We start from the raw sequence: 14,831 nt of genomic DNA, 5'->3' as shown, positions 1-14,831 counted from the left end.
TCCGGCAGGGATAAACGCTGAAGGCATCTAAGCGTGAAGCCCCCCTCAAGATGAGATATCCCAATAAGTAAGACCCCTTAGAGAGTATGAGGTAGATAGGCTGGAGGTGGAAGTGCAGTAATGTATGGAGCTGACCAGTACTAATCGGTCGAGGGCTTATCCTGAAGGTATGGGAAGTAAGTTTTGGAGAAAGAGATTAGATTCAATGTTCGGTTTTGAGGGTATGGATTTTATTTGTGAATTATTTTACCTTATCTGTTTTCGGATAAGGTTTTTTTGTGTTGAAAAATCCGTATGTTTACTGTGGTCAGGGGATTTCATTACTTGATGCACTGTCCCCAATATGATACTATTAACAAGATAAAAAATATACAAAAGCTTAGATGAAGAGGAAGAGAAAATGACGAAAGAATTGCTGCAGGATATAGCGGATTCTCAGATGGTTCTGGTTGGAATCGGAAAAGAAATGGAAGAGAGTTATCAGGGAATGAAAGAAGATACTTTTTACGGGCCTCTGCTTGCCCAGGCGGAAGCGGAAGAGGACAGTGCTGCTATCATTCAGTATCTTCAGTGCCATTATATGCGCAGACATCCGGATCATCGTATAAAGAAAGCTTATGAAACGCTGACAGCTCTTCTGGAGGGAAAAAATTATTTTGTTCTGTCTTTATCGGAGGACGACTATATTTTTAATTCTGGTCTGGACAGGGAACGAATCGTAACGCCCTGCGGAGGTTTCCGGGCGTTACAGTGTGCAGAAAAATGCAATGCGGAGCAGGAATCTCTTGTAACGGATGAAAATGTGATTCTGCAGGTGCTTGAAGAAATTGATAACTGCAATGGAGACCTTTCATCGGTGGACTTTCCTGTTTGTACGGACTGCTGCGGCATCCTTTGGTTTAATCGCATAGAAACACCTGGTTATCGGGAAGAAGGCTACCTTACACAGTGGGAAAAATATACAAAATGGCTTCAGGGAACATTAAATCATAAGCTTTGTATTTTGGAGCTGGGGGCGGGAATGGAATATCCTTCAGTAATTCGTTTTCCCTTTGAAAAAGTAGCATTTTTTAACCAAAAGTCTGTATTTTACCGTGTTCATGGGAAACTTCCTTTTTTAACGGAAGAACTGTCTGAAAGAGGAATTTCCGTAAAAACTGATGCCATTACGTTTTTATCAGAGGAAGGAAATCAAGGGTGAAATATTGCGGATAGACTGCAAGTGTGCTACACTACGGTAATGAGATAAAGTAAAAGTTGGAAGAAGGGAAGGACAGCAGGCATGGTAGCGATTATTGATTATGATGCAGGAAATATAAAGAGTGTGGAAAAAGCCCTTCAGGCTCTGGGAGAAAATGCGGTAATTACAAGGGATAAAGCTTGTATTTTGGAGGTTGATAAGGTGATTCTCCCCGGGGTAGGCGCTTTTGGTGATGCGATGCAGAAGCTGGAGGATTATGGGCTTACAGATGTAATCAGGGAAGTGGCTGAAAAGGGTACCCCATTTTTGGGAATCTGTCTGGGACTTCAGCTTTTGTTTGAGAGAAGTGAAGAAAGCGAAGGCGTGGACGGACTTGGTATCCTGCCGGGTGAAATACTTCGCATACCGGAAGCGCCAGGCCTGAAAATCCCCCATATCGGATGGAATTCCTTATCCTATCCCAATCAGGGGCGTCTTTTTACAGGGGTAAAAGAAAATTCGTATGTTTATTTTGTCCATTCCTATTATCTGAGGTCTTCGGATCCTTCTATTGTTACAGCGGAAACGGAATACGGCACACGTATTCATGCTTCTGTGGAAAAAGATAATATTTTCGCGTGTCAGTTCCATCCGGAGAAAAGTTCGGCCGTCGGACTTACCATATTGAAGAATTTTATTTCTCTCACATAATAAGGAGATATAGCGATGCATACAAAAAGAATAATACCCTGTCTTGATGTACATAACGGAAGAGTGGTAAAAGGCGTTAATTTTGTTAATCTTCAGGATGCCGGGGATCCGGTGGAAATAGGTGAGGCCTATGATAAGGCAGGAGCCGATGAACTGGTTTTTCTTGATATTACGGCCTCTTCCGATGACAGGAAAACGGTAGTTGATATGGTTCGTAAAGTTGCGGAGAAGGTATTTATACCGTTTACTGTAGGAGGAGGAATCCGTACCGTGGAAGATTTCAAGGTACTGCTGCGGGAGGGGGCCGATAAAATATCCATAAACTCTTCTGCTATTAACAGGCCGGAATTGATTTCTGAGGCAGCGGATAAGTTCGGAAGCCAATGCGTGGTAGTTGCCATGGACGTCAAGAGACGGCCGGATGGCAGCGGATGGAATATTTATAAAAATGGCGGTAGGATTGATATGGGGATTGACGCTTTTTTCTGGGCGGAAAAGGTAACCCGCCTGGGTGCGGGAGAGATTCTGCTTACCAGTATGGATTGTGATGGTACAAAAGCCGGATATGACATTGAACTGACCAGGAAAATTGCAGATATGGTACCGATACCGGTAATTGCGTCCGGCGGGGCCGGAAAACTGGAGCATTTCTATGATGCGCTTGTGGAGGGCCGTGCGGAAGCTGTTCTTGCCGCATCTCTTTTTCATTATATAGAACTGGAAATCAGGGAGGTAAAGGAATACCTTCAGGGGAGAGGGGTTTCTGTACGATTGTAGAAGCGCTTTTCTTGTAATATGAAAATAAAAGGTAGGAGATACAAAAGATGGGAATGATTCAAAATGACTGGCTGGATGAAATAAGCGGGGAATTTAAAAAGCCATATTACGCGCAGCTGTTTCGGTTCGTACAAAAGGAATATTCCACATATGTGGTCTATCCGCCGGCGGATGAGATTTTTAATGCTTTTCATTTTACACCGTTAAGTAAGGTAAAGGTAGTGATTCTGGGACAGGATCCCTATCATAATGAAAATCAGGCCCATGGCCTCAGCTTTTCCGTAAAACCGGAGCAGAAGGAGATACCTCCGTCACTGGTGAATATTTATCAGGAACTGCATGATGATCTGGGCTGTTATATACCGAATAACGGCTATTTAAAGAAATGGGCGGATCAGGGAGTACTTATGCTGAATACGGTATTGACAGTCAGGGCGCACCGGGCCAACTCCCACCAGGGACAGGGCTGGGAGCAGTTTACGGATGCTGTAATTGAAGCGGTAAACCATCAGGACCGGCCGCTGGTATATATGCTGTGGGGAAGGCCTGCACAGAGTAAAATCCCCATGCTGACCAATCCGAAGCATTTGATATTGAAGGCACCTCATCCCAGCCCGCTTTCGGCTTTCCGCGGATTTATGGGATGCAGGCATTTCAGCCAGGCCAATGACTTCTTAAAGAACAATGGCGTAGAGCCTGTCGACTGGCAGATAGAAAATATCTGACAAATCAGAATAAGGAGACGGAGAAATATGGATCTGTATTCCAAAGAAGATTTTCAGAGGCTTATGCTTTCTGTCCTTGAACCTCTTAAGCCTTATTACAGCAGAGAGAGGGCCGAACTCATATTAGGGGTCACAGCTACCAATTATGACAGAAAGGCGGAAGGGATGGAAGCCTTTTCACGGCCTTTATGGGGATTGGTGCCTTTCTGGGCGGGAGGCGGAGAAGAAACCGGATTTGAAGAAATATACCGGAAGGGCCTGAAAGCCGGTACCGATCCGGGTAATCCTGAATTCTGGGGCGGTTTTCATGCGTTTGACCAGAAATTCGTCGAGATGGCGGCGATAGCTTATGGGCTGATCCTCACTCCGCAAAAGCTGTGGGATCCTCTTTCGAAATCGGAAAAGGAACATCTGAGCAGCTGGCTGTACGGCATTAACGATTATGACCTTCCTGTATGTAATTGGATTCTGTTTGCGGTACTGGTGAATGTGGCCCTGATGAAACGCGGCAGGAAATATGACAGTAAAAAGCTGGAGATATATCTTAAGGGCGTGGAAGAATTCTATTTGGGTGATGGATGGTATCAGGATGGCGATTCCGGACAAAAGGATTATTATGTTTCTTTTGCTATTCATTTTTACTGCCTTTTTTATGCCAGCGTCATGGAGAAAGAGGATCCGGAGCGCTGCCGTATCTATAAAGAACGGGCAATGCTGTTCGGAAAAACCTTTATCTATTGGTTTGATGAAGAGGGAGCAGCCCTGCCTTTTGGACGTTCTCTTACTTATCGGTTTGCTCAGGTCAGCTTTTGGTCTGCCTGCCTGATGGCGGGGGTATATCCCTTTTCTGTGGGGGTGATTAAGGGACTGATAGTCCGTCATCTGCAGAACTGGATGAAGAAGCCGATATTTGACAGGGATGGTATTCTGACAATTGGGTATGGGTATCCGGATCTGATAATGGGAGAGCGTTATAACGGGCCCGGTTCGCCCTACTGGGCGATGAAAACCTTTGCATTTCTGCAGCTTCCTGATGATCATGAATTCTGGACGGCTGTACCCGCCCCTTTGCCGCCTTTGGAAAAAACCAGGCTGCTTCCCTATGCGGATATGCTTATAGCGGCCCATGCAGGCCATCATACGGCTTATGTTCCGGGCAGATACAGTTCCTCCGGACATGGACAGAGTCAGGCAAAATATGGGAAATTTGCTTACGATACCAGATTTGGTTTTCATGTTGCAAAGTCTAATTTTGAGCTTCATGAGGCGGCCCCGGACAGTATGCTGGCCTTTCTTATTGACGGATATGTGTATGTGCGGAGAATATGTGAGGATTTTACAGTATCTGAAGAAAAAGTGGTTTCTGTATGGTCCCCTTATCCCAAAATCCAGGTGGAAACCGTTGTGATTCCGGAAGAATGGGGACATAAAAGGATACACAGAATTGTGAGCAATATTAGCTGTGCGGCATATGACTGCGGTTTCGGTATTGCGTCGGACCCTTCCGATGAATTTACCGGCAGAACAGAAGAGGGGACAGCTCTGGCTGAGAACCGCTATGCTTTTTGCAGAGTGACAGGAAAATATACGGAAGTTGCAGGAGAGCGGGTGCCGGAGGCAGGTGTTATTATTGATGCGGATCCCAATACCAATCTTCTCTATCCTAAGGCCGTTATACCGGCTGTGCAGTATCATATAATGGAAGGTGTTACCGTTGTGGAGACCTGTGTTTATGCCGATTGGAAAGGGCTTGATTACTGGGAAGGAAAGAAATCAGGCTTAAATGGGACAGATTAAAAAAAGATTTGGATAAAATAAAAGTCTTGTCAGGTATAAAAGCCTGATGAGGCTTTTTATCATTTCTTTTTTCGGACTTGACAAATGAAAAATGACAGTCTATAGTGTTCCTGTACGGAACTACTAATGAGGACGATTGTGAGGCAGCCTATGGATGAAATGAGTTATATTGAAAAGCTGATGGTGTTCGGTCTGACAAGGCAGGAAGCCTCAATTTACCTGTGCCTGTACAGAAATGGTACGCTTACCGGATATGAAGCGGCAAAGCTGACCGGAATTTCCCGTTCCAATGTCTATAATGCGTTAGCGGGGCTGGCGGAAAAGGGCGCCGCCTATTTAATGGAGGGCAGCAGCAGTAAGTATATGGCTGTTCCCGTAGAGGAATTCTGTGACAACAAGCTTCGTATGATGGGGAATACCAAGCAGTGGCTGTCAGATAACATGCCGGCGGCTGACGAGCCCAGTGATGGGTATATCACAATTATGGGGGAACAGCAGATCCTTGATAAGATGCACCACATGATGGAGCAGGCAGAAAAGAGAGTTTACCTTTCCGCGTCAGGAACAAGAATTGCGGAAATGGAACAGGATATATATGAACTGCTGCAGAAAAAAATAAAGGTTGTCCTTCTTTCAGATAAGATACCGGAGCGGCTGAAAACAGCAGTCTGCTATAAAACGGAAGGAAAAGAAAATCAGGTTCGTCTGATATCTGATTCCAAATATGTTCTTACCGGTGAACTCACTGGAAGCAGCAGGGATATATGCCTGTATTCCGGCCAGCGGGTATTTGTGGATGCCCTGAAGGAAGCCATGCGAAATGAGATTAAGCTGATCGAACTTACCGGTAAGAAAAAGAAAGCAAAAGGAGAAGCATGAAAATGAATAAAGTACCGTTTGTGACGAAAGAACAAGTGGAAGAAATTGTGAAAACCTATCCGACCCCCTTCCATATTTATGATGAAAAAGGGATACGTGAAAATGCGCAGAAATTAAAACAGGCTTTTTCCTGGAATAAAGGATATAAGGAATTTTTTGCCGTTAAGGCGACTCCCAATCCTTTTCTGATAGATATTCTGAGAGATTATGGCTGCGGCTGTGATTGTTCCTCACTGACAGAATTGATGCTGAGCGAGGCAATGGGAGTTAAGGGAGAGGATATTATGTTTTCCTCCAACGATACACCGGCGGAAGAATTCGCTTATGCGGCAAAGCTGGGAGCCACTATTAATCTGGATGATATTACGCATATAGAGTTTTTGGAAGAGATCATGGGAAAACTTCCGGAAACCATGAGCTGCCGTTACAATCCCGGCGGTGTATTCAAAATAAGCAATGGTATTATGGATAACCCCGGGGATGCCAAATATGGGTTTACGACAGAGCAGATGTTTGAGGGCTTCCGTATTCTGAAAGAAAAGGGTGTGAAGCATTTCGGTATTCATGCTTTTCTTGCAAGCAATACTGTTACCAATGAATATTACCCTGTTTTGGCAAAGGAAATGTTTGAACTGGCTGTCAGGCTGAAGGAGGAAACAGGCGCGGATATCCGCTTTATAAATCTCTCAGGCGGTATAGGGGTTCCGTATCTTCCGGATCAGGAGGGCAATGATATTCTTGCAATCGGAGATGGCGTAAGAAAAATGTATGAGGAAGTGCTGGTGCCTGCCGGAATGGGAGATGTGGCAATTTATACGGAACTGGGACGGTTTATGATGGCTCCCTACGGGCATCTCGTAACACAGGCTATACATGAAAAACACACCCATAAGGAATATATTGGCTGCGATGCATGTGCGGTAAACCTGATGAGGCCCGCCATGTATGGAGCTTATCATCACATAACTGTTTTAGGAAAGGAAGGACAGGCCTGCGACCATATGTACGATGTGACAGGGTCTCTTTGTGAAAATAACGATAAGTTTGCTATAGACAGGATGCTTCCCAAAGTGGATATGGGGGATTACCTGGTTATTCATGATACAGGTGCCCACGGCTTTGCTATGGGATATAATTATAACGGCAAGCTCAAATCCTCCGAGCTTTTGCTGAAAGAAAACGGGGATGTGCAGCTGATAAGAAGAGCGGAGACTCCAAAGGATTATTTTGCAACATTTGACTGCTTTGAGATATATGATAAATTCAATTTTTAGTCTTATCAGAAGAAATTATATGTAAAAGTTTTTTGAAAAAGTCATGTGAAAATGCTTGTCAGAAACTTTCAGATATGGTATTATAATCTTCGGCTGAGTTGTGGACAATGAAGCCGAAATGCCGGCGTGTCGGAATGGCAGACGAGGCAGACTCAAAATCTGTTGTGGGCAACCACGTGCGGGTTCAAGTCCCGCCGCCGGCAGTGCAAAACCCCTGAGTTTATCAGGGGTTTTTCTTTTCGTGTTGCATTTCGTTAGATTCTGCTTCAAATATTATAAGGTTTATTAGTCAGAAATACCTCATATATATTAGCAGATATTCTGTTACTCACAGGTTGTTTCCTTTTAATTAAGGCTGCAGTATAATAGAAAAAAACAGGAGGAACATATAATGGCCAGTAGAATTATGAAAATATTAGGTATTCTTGGCAGTATAGCTGGAATAGGTATAATAATGTATGGAGTTACATCGTATAATAACCAAAAAGGTCTGGCATCGGCACTAAAAGGTATGTTTGGAACTGGGGATGCAAGTCATGCTATTTCCAGAATGTCAGACTTTAAAGTTGTTATACTTATTGGTATTGTATTATTAATTGTATCGCTTATTATAGTGGCAGCTGGTTTTTTATCTACAGTAGGAGGAACCAGCAATAATAATACTATCTACTATGATGCATCCAATGGTAATAATGGAAATTTAAACAAAGCGACAAGTAACTACGAAAAATTAAGTGAATTACAAAAAATGAGAGATGCTGATTTAATAACCGAGGAAGAATTTGTAGTAAAGAAAAAAGAAATTATAGATAATATTTAGCAGAGAAATATGCTGAAGGCCATATGACGAAGTAACTGAATAATCAGATGCTTGAAGCTACTGGGCAATCGTCTTTCTAAGGAAGCCGATTATCTGCAATCTGACTCCTCCTGGATTTTATCAGGAGGAGTTTTAAGGTTTTGCTTTACATACATGAAGTCATAGAAATAAGGTTTCTCATTGAAATCATTCACATCGGCTTAAGGTTCTTATTTAACCGTTCCACCATCCAAGATATACGATTAGCGCGGCCAGCATCTGTTTTGGCATCATAATATGCCCTTGTATATGTCTTTTTCACAGAGGGAGACATTGCCTGGAAATTTGTATAAGCCGGTTCATATTCCTTCAATATATCAGCTAAAACAGCTATTTGTTCATCTGTAATGGGAGGTGCTTTAGGTTTATCCCATTGACCGTTTGTCTTTGCCGCTTCTATTTTTTCCCTGCCAAACTCTGTCATTAATCCCTGCTTTTCAAGACTTTCAACAATAGTCTTATTTTTATCGGACCATTTGCTGTTTTCACGGCGCATAGAGAAATATTTGACATATGATTTGTCATCAAGGCTCTGCATCTGTCCGTCGATCCAGCCATAGCACAGGGCCTCTTCAAGTGCCTCGCCGGCCTTGATTGTTTTGGGGCCGCCCGTTTTGCCGAACAGCAGCCACACCCCCTCGCTTGACATACAATTTGTTTCCAGCCAATTTCTGAATTCACTTCGTGAAGAAAATTTCAAGTATTCAGGCAATATGCCACCTCCTGTCGAATTTGATTGTCTATGTATTTTTTATACCGATTAAATTATATCAGAAAAATAATGATTGATAAAGTAAATTATATTATATTGATGTGATGATATCTGAATTATATTACAGTGATGATATCTGAAATATTATAAATATATTTTACTTAAACATTTCATCATGTTGTATTAGATGGTATAATATACAACAAAGAAAGGGTAAAAAGGTAACAATATTATATCAAATAATATACATAAAGGAGAAAATACTATGGAACGCTATATTTATTATTGCCCTAACTGTCACTATCTTGGAAGTGCTGAGCATTCAGCACCAAATGAATATCAGGGGTGCTCGGAATGCAAATCTGCTATGGTGTACGCAGGATATACAAAGGCCGAGTGGGATACGAAAAGCAAAGAGGAAAAAGAGCAGATTAAGGCTCAGCTGAAGGACAAATATCCGGCATCCGCCAGTACAAGTGTAAATCTTCCTTCACCTGATGTCCTGAGTAAAATTAATGATAATATAAATACAATAAAGAATATATTGATGTTTTATTTGATTCTTTCTATAGTAGGAATTTTCTTTATGATTATTAATTTTTTAGTGTAACCGTTTCATCCGGGACCATGATCCGGATAAGCTCTGTAAGCGGTTCAGTAAGGTATTTATCCTTATGTGTAACCAGAAGCAGCTGATTAATCAGGGATAAACCTTCCGTTTCCAGAGAAATCAGGCTCCCTTCGTTCAGAGCATCTTTTACCAGAATATCCGGCAATATGGTAATTCCCAGGCCGGCTTTAGCGGCTTCGATGAGCGCAGGAGAATTGACGCTTGTCCAAAGAGGATGAGCGGTAAAACCATAAAGATAGAGAGCGCTGTCCAGTACATCACGGATAGCGCTTCCTTTTTCTCTCAGAAGAAGCTGTTCTTCTGTCAGAGCGGAGGGAGACAGCGGCTGCCGGGAATGCGGATAATCGGGTGAGCAAAGAGTCAGCAGCGGATAAGAGGAAAATGGGGTACTTTGATAAGGGCCGTGGGGAGGAAGCCCTTCTACCAGGGCGATATCAGCATTTCCTGCCTGAAGCACTTCTATGGCATTAGCTGCGCTTACCACATTTACATATACCGGAATATCCGGGTGAGAAGCTTCAAACCGATGAAGAGCATCGGGCAGATAGTAAGAGGCAATAGTAATGCTGGACACAATGCGGATGGGGGCGCGGCGGTCCAGCTGTTTTATTTTGGACTCTACTGCCTTGCAGGAATCCAGGATGGGAAGAATTTCCTGCAGAAGGAGGTTTCCCGCTTCCGTAAGCCTGATCGTTTTGGAGAGACGGTCAAAAAGAAGAGTTCCCGCTTCCGTTTCCAGTTCCTGAACGGCATGAGATACCGCAGACTGTGTAATATACAGTAACCGGGCGGCTTTTGTAAAGCTGCCTGTTTCGGATATCGCTTTCAGAATTTCCATATGCCGTATTGTCATAATAATCGCTCCTTGATTATAGATGAATAAAAGTAATGAGATTGATTAAAATATATCATTTTACTAATGATAAAGCAAGCTATATAATAAGGCGGACGAGGAGGCAGCATTTATGAAAAAAGGTAAAAAAAGGCTTTATTTATGGCTTCTGGGCATACATATGTTTATCAGTGCGTTTACTTTCGGGGGAGGGTATGTGGTAGTTCCCATGATAAGAAAATATTTTGTCCTGCAAAAGAAGATGTTTGGAGAGGAAGAACTGGCGGAAATGGCGGCAGTGTCTCAATCAGCGCCGGGAGCCATTGCCGTGAATCTGGCGGCGGTCACAGGATTCCGGGTGGCTGGGGCGTCAGGGGCGATTATCAGTGCATTTGCATCTGTGTTCCCTCCGTTTCTGATAATGGGAGTGATCTCCCACAGCTATCAGGCGTTTATTGCCAATCATGCAATGGCGGCTGTTTTAAAGGGAATGCAGGCTGGAGCAGCGGTATTGATTGCGGAAACCGCATTCGGAATGTGCAGAAATATTTGGAAGGAACATAATTTCCTGTTTTCCCTCATGATACCCGGAATATTTATCTTTTGTTTCCTGGGAAAAGGAAGTGCGGCCCTGGCTCTGGTGACAGGGTGTATTATGAGTCTGGCCCAGGCATGGTATCTGTGCGGCAGGAGGGTGAAGAAGACAGAGAAAGAGAGTGAGGAAGTGTAATGGAACTGATTGCAAAACTTTTCGGAGTGTTTCTTCAGATTGGATGCTTCAGCATTGGGGGAGGCTACGCAGTGATCAGTTTGATTCAGAATCAGATTGTGGGAAAATACGGGTGGCTGACAGAGAAAACCTTCGGGGATATTATTACGATTTCACAGATGACACCGGGGCCGCTGGCTGTAAATGCTTCTACTTTTGCCGGATTCCAGCTGGCGGGAGTATGGGGGGCAGCGGCTGCTACCGCAGGCTGTGTGGCCGGAGGAATTGTGCTGTCACTGCTGTTGTATGTATTTTTTAAGAAAAAAGGAAACTCCTTCTATATGACGCATCTTCTGAAGGGGCTGAAGGCGGCGTCCACGGGATTGATTCTTTCCGCAGCAGGAACCATCCTGCTTCTTACTTTTTGGGGAAGCTCCGATATCGGACAGTTATCCCTGAGCTGTATAGAGATACGGAGTGTGGCGCTCTTTGTATCCGCGCTGCTGCTTCCAAGGATTATCGTTCCTCTTTTTACAAAGGGGAAGGTAAAGGGATTGGGCCCTGTTGCGTTAATGCTTCTCACCGGGGCGGCAGGTTTTTTCCTGTACCATTAATTCAGCCCGTCTGAATGGAAATTTCAATCACATAGTTTTCGGAGCGTCCGGTCGCCAGATAATTAAGCAATTCATGTTCATAAGAATTGCCGGTTATCTGAAGGCCGGACTTTTTGATGTAATCCTTGAGGATGTTATAGGACTGGCTGAGGGTCTCATAAGAACCTTTATGAGTGAGCATGGCATAGGTTCCTGCCGGTTTTACAAAAAGCAGGGGATTTTGTACGGGAGAGGAGAGTTTGCTGCAGTAATAGTCTTCCTTATATTCATCGAAACGGAGGTTCTCTTTTAAAATAATGGAGCCTAAGGGATATTCTTCCCCCAGGAGATTGGCTTCCAGATATTCCAGCAGTGCCTTAATTGTTTCGGACTGATTCCTTTCATAGTCCTCATATTCGGTGGAAAAGGGCATGGCTATAAAATATTCTTCCGGGCATTCCTGCAGGAACGGGACGTTATATTCTGCCCTGAGAGCATGCTTCGTAAGCTTGATGGTATTGCGCATCAGGCGGTGGATATGCATCAGCCGTTCCATTTCCGCAGAAAGGATTTTATCATTTTCTTCCATGAGGGTCAGAAAGGATGCCGGTTCTCTGGCGGTGATATATTCTTTTATTTCTTTTAAGGGTGTGCCGCATTCTTTCAGCATGGCAATGATGTCAAATAAAAAAAGCTGATTGGCGGAATAATAACGGTAGCCATTATCCTGTATGATTTCAGGTTTCAGCAGGTCTATTTCATCATAATAGAAAAGAGTGTCTTTTCGTATATTGCAGAGCCTTGCAAATTCTCCTGTGGTAAACAGCGGTTTCGAATTGTTATTCATGGTTCCTCCAAAACATGCGGCTCAGGATAATTACCGGAACAGGGCCGCCGTCCAAAAGATGGATAAAAAAGTGTTGACTATAGGGTTACTCCATACATTATAGTAGGCTTTTGCGGGGCTTGCAAGCTTTGTAAATGATGAACAGCAGGAGGACGGAATATGAGCCATTCTATTTCACAGAACTTTAATGGAAGGACTTTGCTGAAATTTGCATTTCCAACGATAATAATGATGGTATTCATGTCAATGTATACCATGGTGGACGGGTTCTTTGTGTCCCGTTTTGTGGGAGCGGATGCCCTTTCTGCCATCAATATAGTTTATCCGCTGATCGGACTGGTGGTAGGCATGGGAATCATGCTGGGAACCGGCGGAAGTGCAGTCATAGCAAGACAGCTTGGCCTGGGGCAGGCACAGGAGGCGAGAAAGAACTTCACAAGGATTCTTGTATTCGGGCTGATTCTTGGAATCCTTTTTACCATTGTCAGCATGGTTTTTCTGGAGCCGCTGCTGAAACTTCTGGGCTCCAGTGAAAGATTGATGGGTTACTGCAGGGAATATATGATAATACTTCTTCCCTTCATGGCGGTACAGATGCTGCAGACGATTCTTGGGGTCCTTTTTGTTACCGCAGGGAAGCCTAATCTGGGATTGGGGCTTACCATATTGTCAGGATTGGCTAATATGATATTGGATTATATATTTATTGCGGTTCTGGACTGGGGAATCGGCGGAGCGGCCCTGGCAACGGCGGTTGGATATTCCATAATGCCTGTTTTTGCCTTTTTTTATTTTTTAAAGCCCAGAACGGAGCTTTTCCTGGTAAAAGCTTCTTTCCAGGGGGAAGTGCTGTGGGAAAGCTGCCTGAACGGCTCTTCGGAAATGGTGAGTAATCTTGCGGCCAGCGTTATTACCTGGCTGATGAATCTTCTTATGATGCATTTTGCAGGAGAAGACGGAGTGGCCGCGGTAACGGTGGTTCTGTATACGCAGTTCTTTTTTACTGCCGTGTTTCTGGGCTTTTCCAATGGGGTTGCCCCGGTCATCAGCTATAATTACGGCAGCAGGAATAAGAAACAGCTGCAGACCGTATTTCGAATATGTATGAAAAGTATGATATTATGCTCTTTTCTTATGACAGGAGCATCCATACTTCTGGCTAAACCTTTGGTGGGACTTTTCCTTCCCGGAGGGACCTCTGCCAATGAACTGACCTATCAGGGATATTTATTATACTCCGTCAATTACCTTTTTGCCGGCATGAATATTTTCGTTTCTTCTCTGTTTACGGCTTTGTCCAACGGAAAGATTTCGGCAATGATATCCATGGTCCGTACGTTTGGGTTTACGGTTACAGGTATTTTGTTATTTTCCTGGCTATGGGAGATAAATGGCCTCTGGCTTGCGGTACCGGCGGCAGAATGCGCCACATTGATTCTGGCGCTTTATCAGGTAAAAAAATACAAAAGTGTTTATGAATATTAAAAAAATCTTAAATAGGAAAAACTAATGGAGTATGATATAATGTCGAAGAAAGAATTTGAAAAAATGTACTTTTTTGGCAGATTGAGAGGATTGCATGGGAACGGAAGCGAAGCCGGTCATTCAGGTTAAGAATTTATATAAAGTATATCGGGTTGGCGACAGCCACGTACGCGCGCTTGACGGAGTGAACCTTGAAATATATAAAGGGGAGTTCTGTTCGATTGTGGGTACCTCCGGTTCAGGAAAATCGACTCTTCTGAATATGCTGGCGGGGTTGGAGAAACCTACCAAGGGTGAAATAATTATTGCGGGAGAACATATGGAGAATAAGACGGAAAACCAGCTGGTTAAATTCCGCAGAGAGCATATCGGTTTTATTTTCCAGTCCTTTAACCTGATGGGAACCATGAATGCGGTGGAGAATGTGGCGCTTCCCTTAACCTTTCAGGGAGTGGATAAGGATATTCGTTTGAAGCGGGCTTCCAGAGTCCTGGATCTGGTCGGGCTGAAGGAGCATAAGAAGCATAAGCCGACACAGATGTCCGGCGGCCAGCAGCAGAGAGTGGGCGTGGCCAGAGCCCTTGTGGTGAACCCGGAAATAATCTTTGCCGATGAACCTACCGGCAATCTGGATTCCAATACCTCGAAGGAGGTTATGGAATTGATGCAGAAGGTGGTAAGGGAACAGAAGCAGACGCTGGTCATGGTTACCCATGATAATTATCTGGCGAGTTTCGCCGATCGTATCTTCCATATAATCGATGGCAAAATCGTTAAAATAGAAGACAACCGGCAGAAAATACAAGAGAATGCTTAGAGA

General features: G+C 43.8%; 16 protein-coding genes, 1 tRNA gene and 1 rRNA gene. 15 read left to right on the top strand and 3 right to left on the bottom strand.

What is annotated here, in order from left to right:
- The 10 genes from BLA28_RS28405 to BLA28_RS28360 all read left to right on the top strand — a co-directional run.
- A 23S ribosomal RNA gene (locus BLA28_RS28405) occupies nucleotides 1–164 on the top strand; the annotation flags it as partial.
- A gap of 236 nt (nucleotides 165–400) precedes the next feature.
- Nucleotides 401–1,201 (top strand): hypothetical protein, encoded by an 801-nt coding sequence (locus tag BLA28_RS28400; protein ID WP_050018628.1) that lies wholly within the window; start codon nucleotides 401–403, stop codon nucleotides 1,199–1,201.
- 81 nt (nucleotides 1,202–1,282) lie between these two features.
- Nucleotides 1,283–1,891 (top strand): imidazole glycerol phosphate synthase subunit HisH, encoded by a 609-nt coding sequence (gene hisH / locus BLA28_RS28395; protein ID WP_069159491.1) that lies wholly within the window; start codon nucleotides 1,283–1,285, stop codon nucleotides 1,889–1,891.
- Nucleotides 1,892–1,906: 15 nt separating this feature from the next.
- Nucleotides 1,907–2,668 (top strand): imidazole glycerol phosphate synthase subunit HisF, encoded by a 762-nt coding sequence (gene hisF / locus BLA28_RS28390; protein WP_069159492.1) that lies wholly within the window; start codon nucleotides 1,907–1,909, stop codon nucleotides 2,666–2,668.
- A 47-nt stretch (nucleotides 2,669–2,715) separates the two neighbouring features.
- Nucleotides 2,716–3,393 (top strand): uracil-DNA glycosylase, encoded by a 678-nt coding sequence (ung, locus tag BLA28_RS28385; protein ID WP_069159493.1) that lies wholly within the window; start codon nucleotides 2,716–2,718, stop codon nucleotides 3,391–3,393.
- A gap of 27 nt (nucleotides 3,394–3,420) precedes the next feature.
- Nucleotides 3,421–5,190, top strand: coding sequence for a DUF2264 domain-containing protein (locus tag BLA28_RS28380; protein ID WP_069159494.1), 1,770 nt, complete (start codon nucleotides 3,421–3,423; stop codon nucleotides 5,188–5,190).
- Between the two features lie 150 nt (nucleotides 5,191–5,340).
- The gene (locus BLA28_RS28375) at nucleotides 5,341–6,069 is read left to right on the top strand and encodes a TrmB family transcriptional regulator (protein ID WP_009256496.1); all 729 of its coding nucleotides are present in this window, start codon (nucleotides 5,341–5,343) and stop codon (nucleotides 6,067–6,069) included.
- Between the two features lie 2 nt (nucleotides 6,070–6,071).
- Nucleotides 6,072–7,343, top strand: a complete 1,272-nt coding sequence (locus tag BLA28_RS28370) for a diaminopimelate decarboxylase (protein ID WP_069159586.1) — start codon at nucleotides 6,072–6,074, stop codon at nucleotides 7,341–7,343.
- A 120-nt stretch (nucleotides 7,344–7,463) separates the two neighbouring features.
- Nucleotides 7,464–7,546, top strand: a tRNA-Leu gene (locus tag BLA28_RS28365).
- A gap of 188 nt (nucleotides 7,547–7,734) precedes the next feature.
- Nucleotides 7,735–8,163 carry an SHOCT domain-containing protein gene (locus BLA28_RS28360; RefSeq protein WP_044967067.1) on the top strand — a complete coding sequence of 143 codons (429 nt, stop codon included), beginning with the start codon at nucleotides 7,735–7,737 and terminating at the stop codon, nucleotides 8,161–8,163.
- A gap of 190 nt (nucleotides 8,164–8,353) precedes the next feature.
- Here the strand turns inward: BLA28_RS28360 and BLA28_RS28355 are convergent, their stop codons facing one another.
- On the bottom strand, nucleotides 8,354–8,914 hold the full coding sequence (locus tag BLA28_RS28355) for a YdeI/OmpD-associated family protein (RefSeq protein ID WP_069159495.1): 561 nt from the start codon (nucleotides 8,912–8,914) through the stop codon (nucleotides 8,354–8,356).
- Between the two features lie 265 nt (nucleotides 8,915–9,179).
- On the opposite strand from BLA28_RS28355, the gene BLA28_RS28350 reads away from it, so the two are divergent.
- Nucleotides 9,180–9,524, top strand: coding sequence for a hypothetical protein (locus BLA28_RS28350; protein ID WP_069153544.1), 345 nt, complete (start codon nucleotides 9,180–9,182; stop codon nucleotides 9,522–9,524).
- Here BLA28_RS28350 and BLA28_RS28345 read toward each other — a convergent pair.
- Complete coding sequence (locus tag BLA28_RS28345; RefSeq protein WP_069159496.1) at nucleotides 9,508–10,398, bottom strand: LysR family transcriptional regulator; 891 nt, start codon at nucleotides 10,396–10,398, stop codon at nucleotides 9,508–9,510. The two genes, BLA28_RS28350 and BLA28_RS28345, sit on opposite strands and share 17 nt — an antisense overlap.
- Nucleotides 10,399–10,510: 112 nt before the next feature.
- On the opposite strand from BLA28_RS28345, the gene BLA28_RS28340 reads away from it, so the two are divergent.
- Together BLA28_RS28340 and BLA28_RS28335 are read left to right on the top strand one after the other, a co-directional pair.
- Nucleotides 10,511–11,107 (top strand): chromate transporter, encoded by a 597-nt coding sequence (locus BLA28_RS28340; RefSeq protein ID WP_016359695.1) that lies wholly within the window; start codon nucleotides 10,511–10,513, stop codon nucleotides 11,105–11,107.
- The gene (locus BLA28_RS28335; RefSeq protein ID WP_069159497.1) at nucleotides 11,107–11,700 is read left to right on the top strand and encodes a chromate transporter; all 594 of its coding nucleotides are present in this window, start codon (nucleotides 11,107–11,109) and stop codon (nucleotides 11,698–11,700) included. The genes BLA28_RS28340 and BLA28_RS28335 overlap by 1 nt, the downstream gene beginning before the upstream one ends.
- Nucleotide 11,701: 1 nt before the next feature.
- Here BLA28_RS28335 and BLA28_RS28330 read toward each other — a convergent pair whose 3' ends face one another.
- Nucleotides 11,702–12,526, bottom strand: a complete 825-nt coding sequence (locus BLA28_RS28330) for a MerR family transcriptional regulator (protein ID WP_069159498.1) — start codon at nucleotides 12,524–12,526, stop codon at nucleotides 11,702–11,704.
- A gap of 159 nt (nucleotides 12,527–12,685) precedes the next feature.
- Here BLA28_RS28330 and BLA28_RS28325 point away from each other — a divergent pair, with 159 nt between their 5' ends.
- Together BLA28_RS28325 and BLA28_RS28320 are read left to right on the top strand one after the other, a co-directional pair.
- On the top strand, nucleotides 12,686–14,011 hold the full coding sequence (locus BLA28_RS28325) for an MATE family efflux transporter (protein ID WP_069159499.1): 1,326 nt from the start codon (nucleotides 12,686–12,688) through the stop codon (nucleotides 14,009–14,011).
- Between the two features lie 94 nt (nucleotides 14,012–14,105).
- Complete coding sequence (locus BLA28_RS28320; protein ID WP_009256477.1) at nucleotides 14,106–14,828, top strand: ABC transporter ATP-binding protein; 723 nt, start codon at nucleotides 14,106–14,108, stop codon at nucleotides 14,826–14,828.
- Nucleotides 14,829–14,831 lie beyond the last annotated feature (3 nt).

The organism is Eisenbergiella tayi (assembly GCF_001881565.1).
GTDB lineage: Bacteria > Bacillota > Clostridia > Lachnospirales > Lachnospiraceae > Eisenbergiella > Eisenbergiella tayi.
Note: the sequence above shows the minus strand (reverse complement) of the source record. Positions and strands in the feature narration are given on the sequence as shown.

Excerpts from the sequence above, each read along its gene's own strand:
- BLA28_RS28400 (WP_050018628.1), top strand. The coding sequence starts at position 401 with ATGACGAAAGAATTGCTGCAGGATATAGCGGATTCTCAGATGGTTCTG.
- hisH (WP_069159491.1), top strand. The coding sequence starts at position 1,283 with ATGGTAGCGATTATTGATTATGATGCAGGAAATATAAAGAGTGTGGAA.
- hisF (WP_069159492.1), top strand. The coding sequence starts at position 1,907 with ATGCATACAAAAAGAATAATACCCTGTCTTGATGTACATAACGGAAGA.
- ung (WP_069159493.1), top strand. The coding sequence starts at position 2,716 with ATGGGAATGATTCAAAATGACTGGCTGGATGAAATAAGCGGGGAATTT.
- BLA28_RS28380 (WP_069159494.1), top strand. The coding sequence starts at position 3,421 with ATGGATCTGTATTCCAAAGAAGATTTTCAGAGGCTTATGCTTTCTGTC.
- BLA28_RS28375 (WP_009256496.1), top strand. The coding sequence starts at position 5,341 with ATGGATGAAATGAGTTATATTGAAAAGCTGATGGTGTTCGGTCTGACA.
- BLA28_RS28370 (WP_069159586.1), top strand. The coding sequence starts at position 6,072 with ATGAATAAAGTACCGTTTGTGACGAAAGAACAAGTGGAAGAAATTGTG.
- BLA28_RS28360 (WP_044967067.1), top strand. The coding sequence starts at position 7,735 with ATGGCCAGTAGAATTATGAAAATATTAGGTATTCTTGGCAGTATAGCT.
- BLA28_RS28350 (WP_069153544.1), top strand. The coding sequence starts at position 9,180 with ATGGAACGCTATATTTATTATTGCCCTAACTGTCACTATCTTGGAAGT.
- BLA28_RS28345 (WP_069159496.1), bottom strand. The coding sequence starts at position 10,398 with ATGACAATACGGCATATGGAAATTCTGAAAGCGATATCCGAAACAGGC.
- BLA28_RS28340 (WP_016359695.1), top strand. The coding sequence starts at position 10,511 with ATGAAAAAAGGTAAAAAAAGGCTTTATTTATGGCTTCTGGGCATACAT.
- BLA28_RS28335 (WP_069159497.1), top strand. The coding sequence starts at position 11,107 with ATGGAACTGATTGCAAAACTTTTCGGAGTGTTTCTTCAGATTGGATGC.
- BLA28_RS28330 (WP_069159498.1), bottom strand. The coding sequence starts at position 12,526 with ATGAATAACAATTCGAAACCGCTGTTTACCACAGGAGAATTTGCAAGG.
- BLA28_RS28325 (WP_069159499.1), top strand. The coding sequence starts at position 12,686 with ATGAGCCATTCTATTTCACAGAACTTTAATGGAAGGACTTTGCTGAAA.
- BLA28_RS28320 (WP_009256477.1), top strand. The coding sequence starts at position 14,106 with ATGGGAACGGAAGCGAAGCCGGTCATTCAGGTTAAGAATTTATATAAA.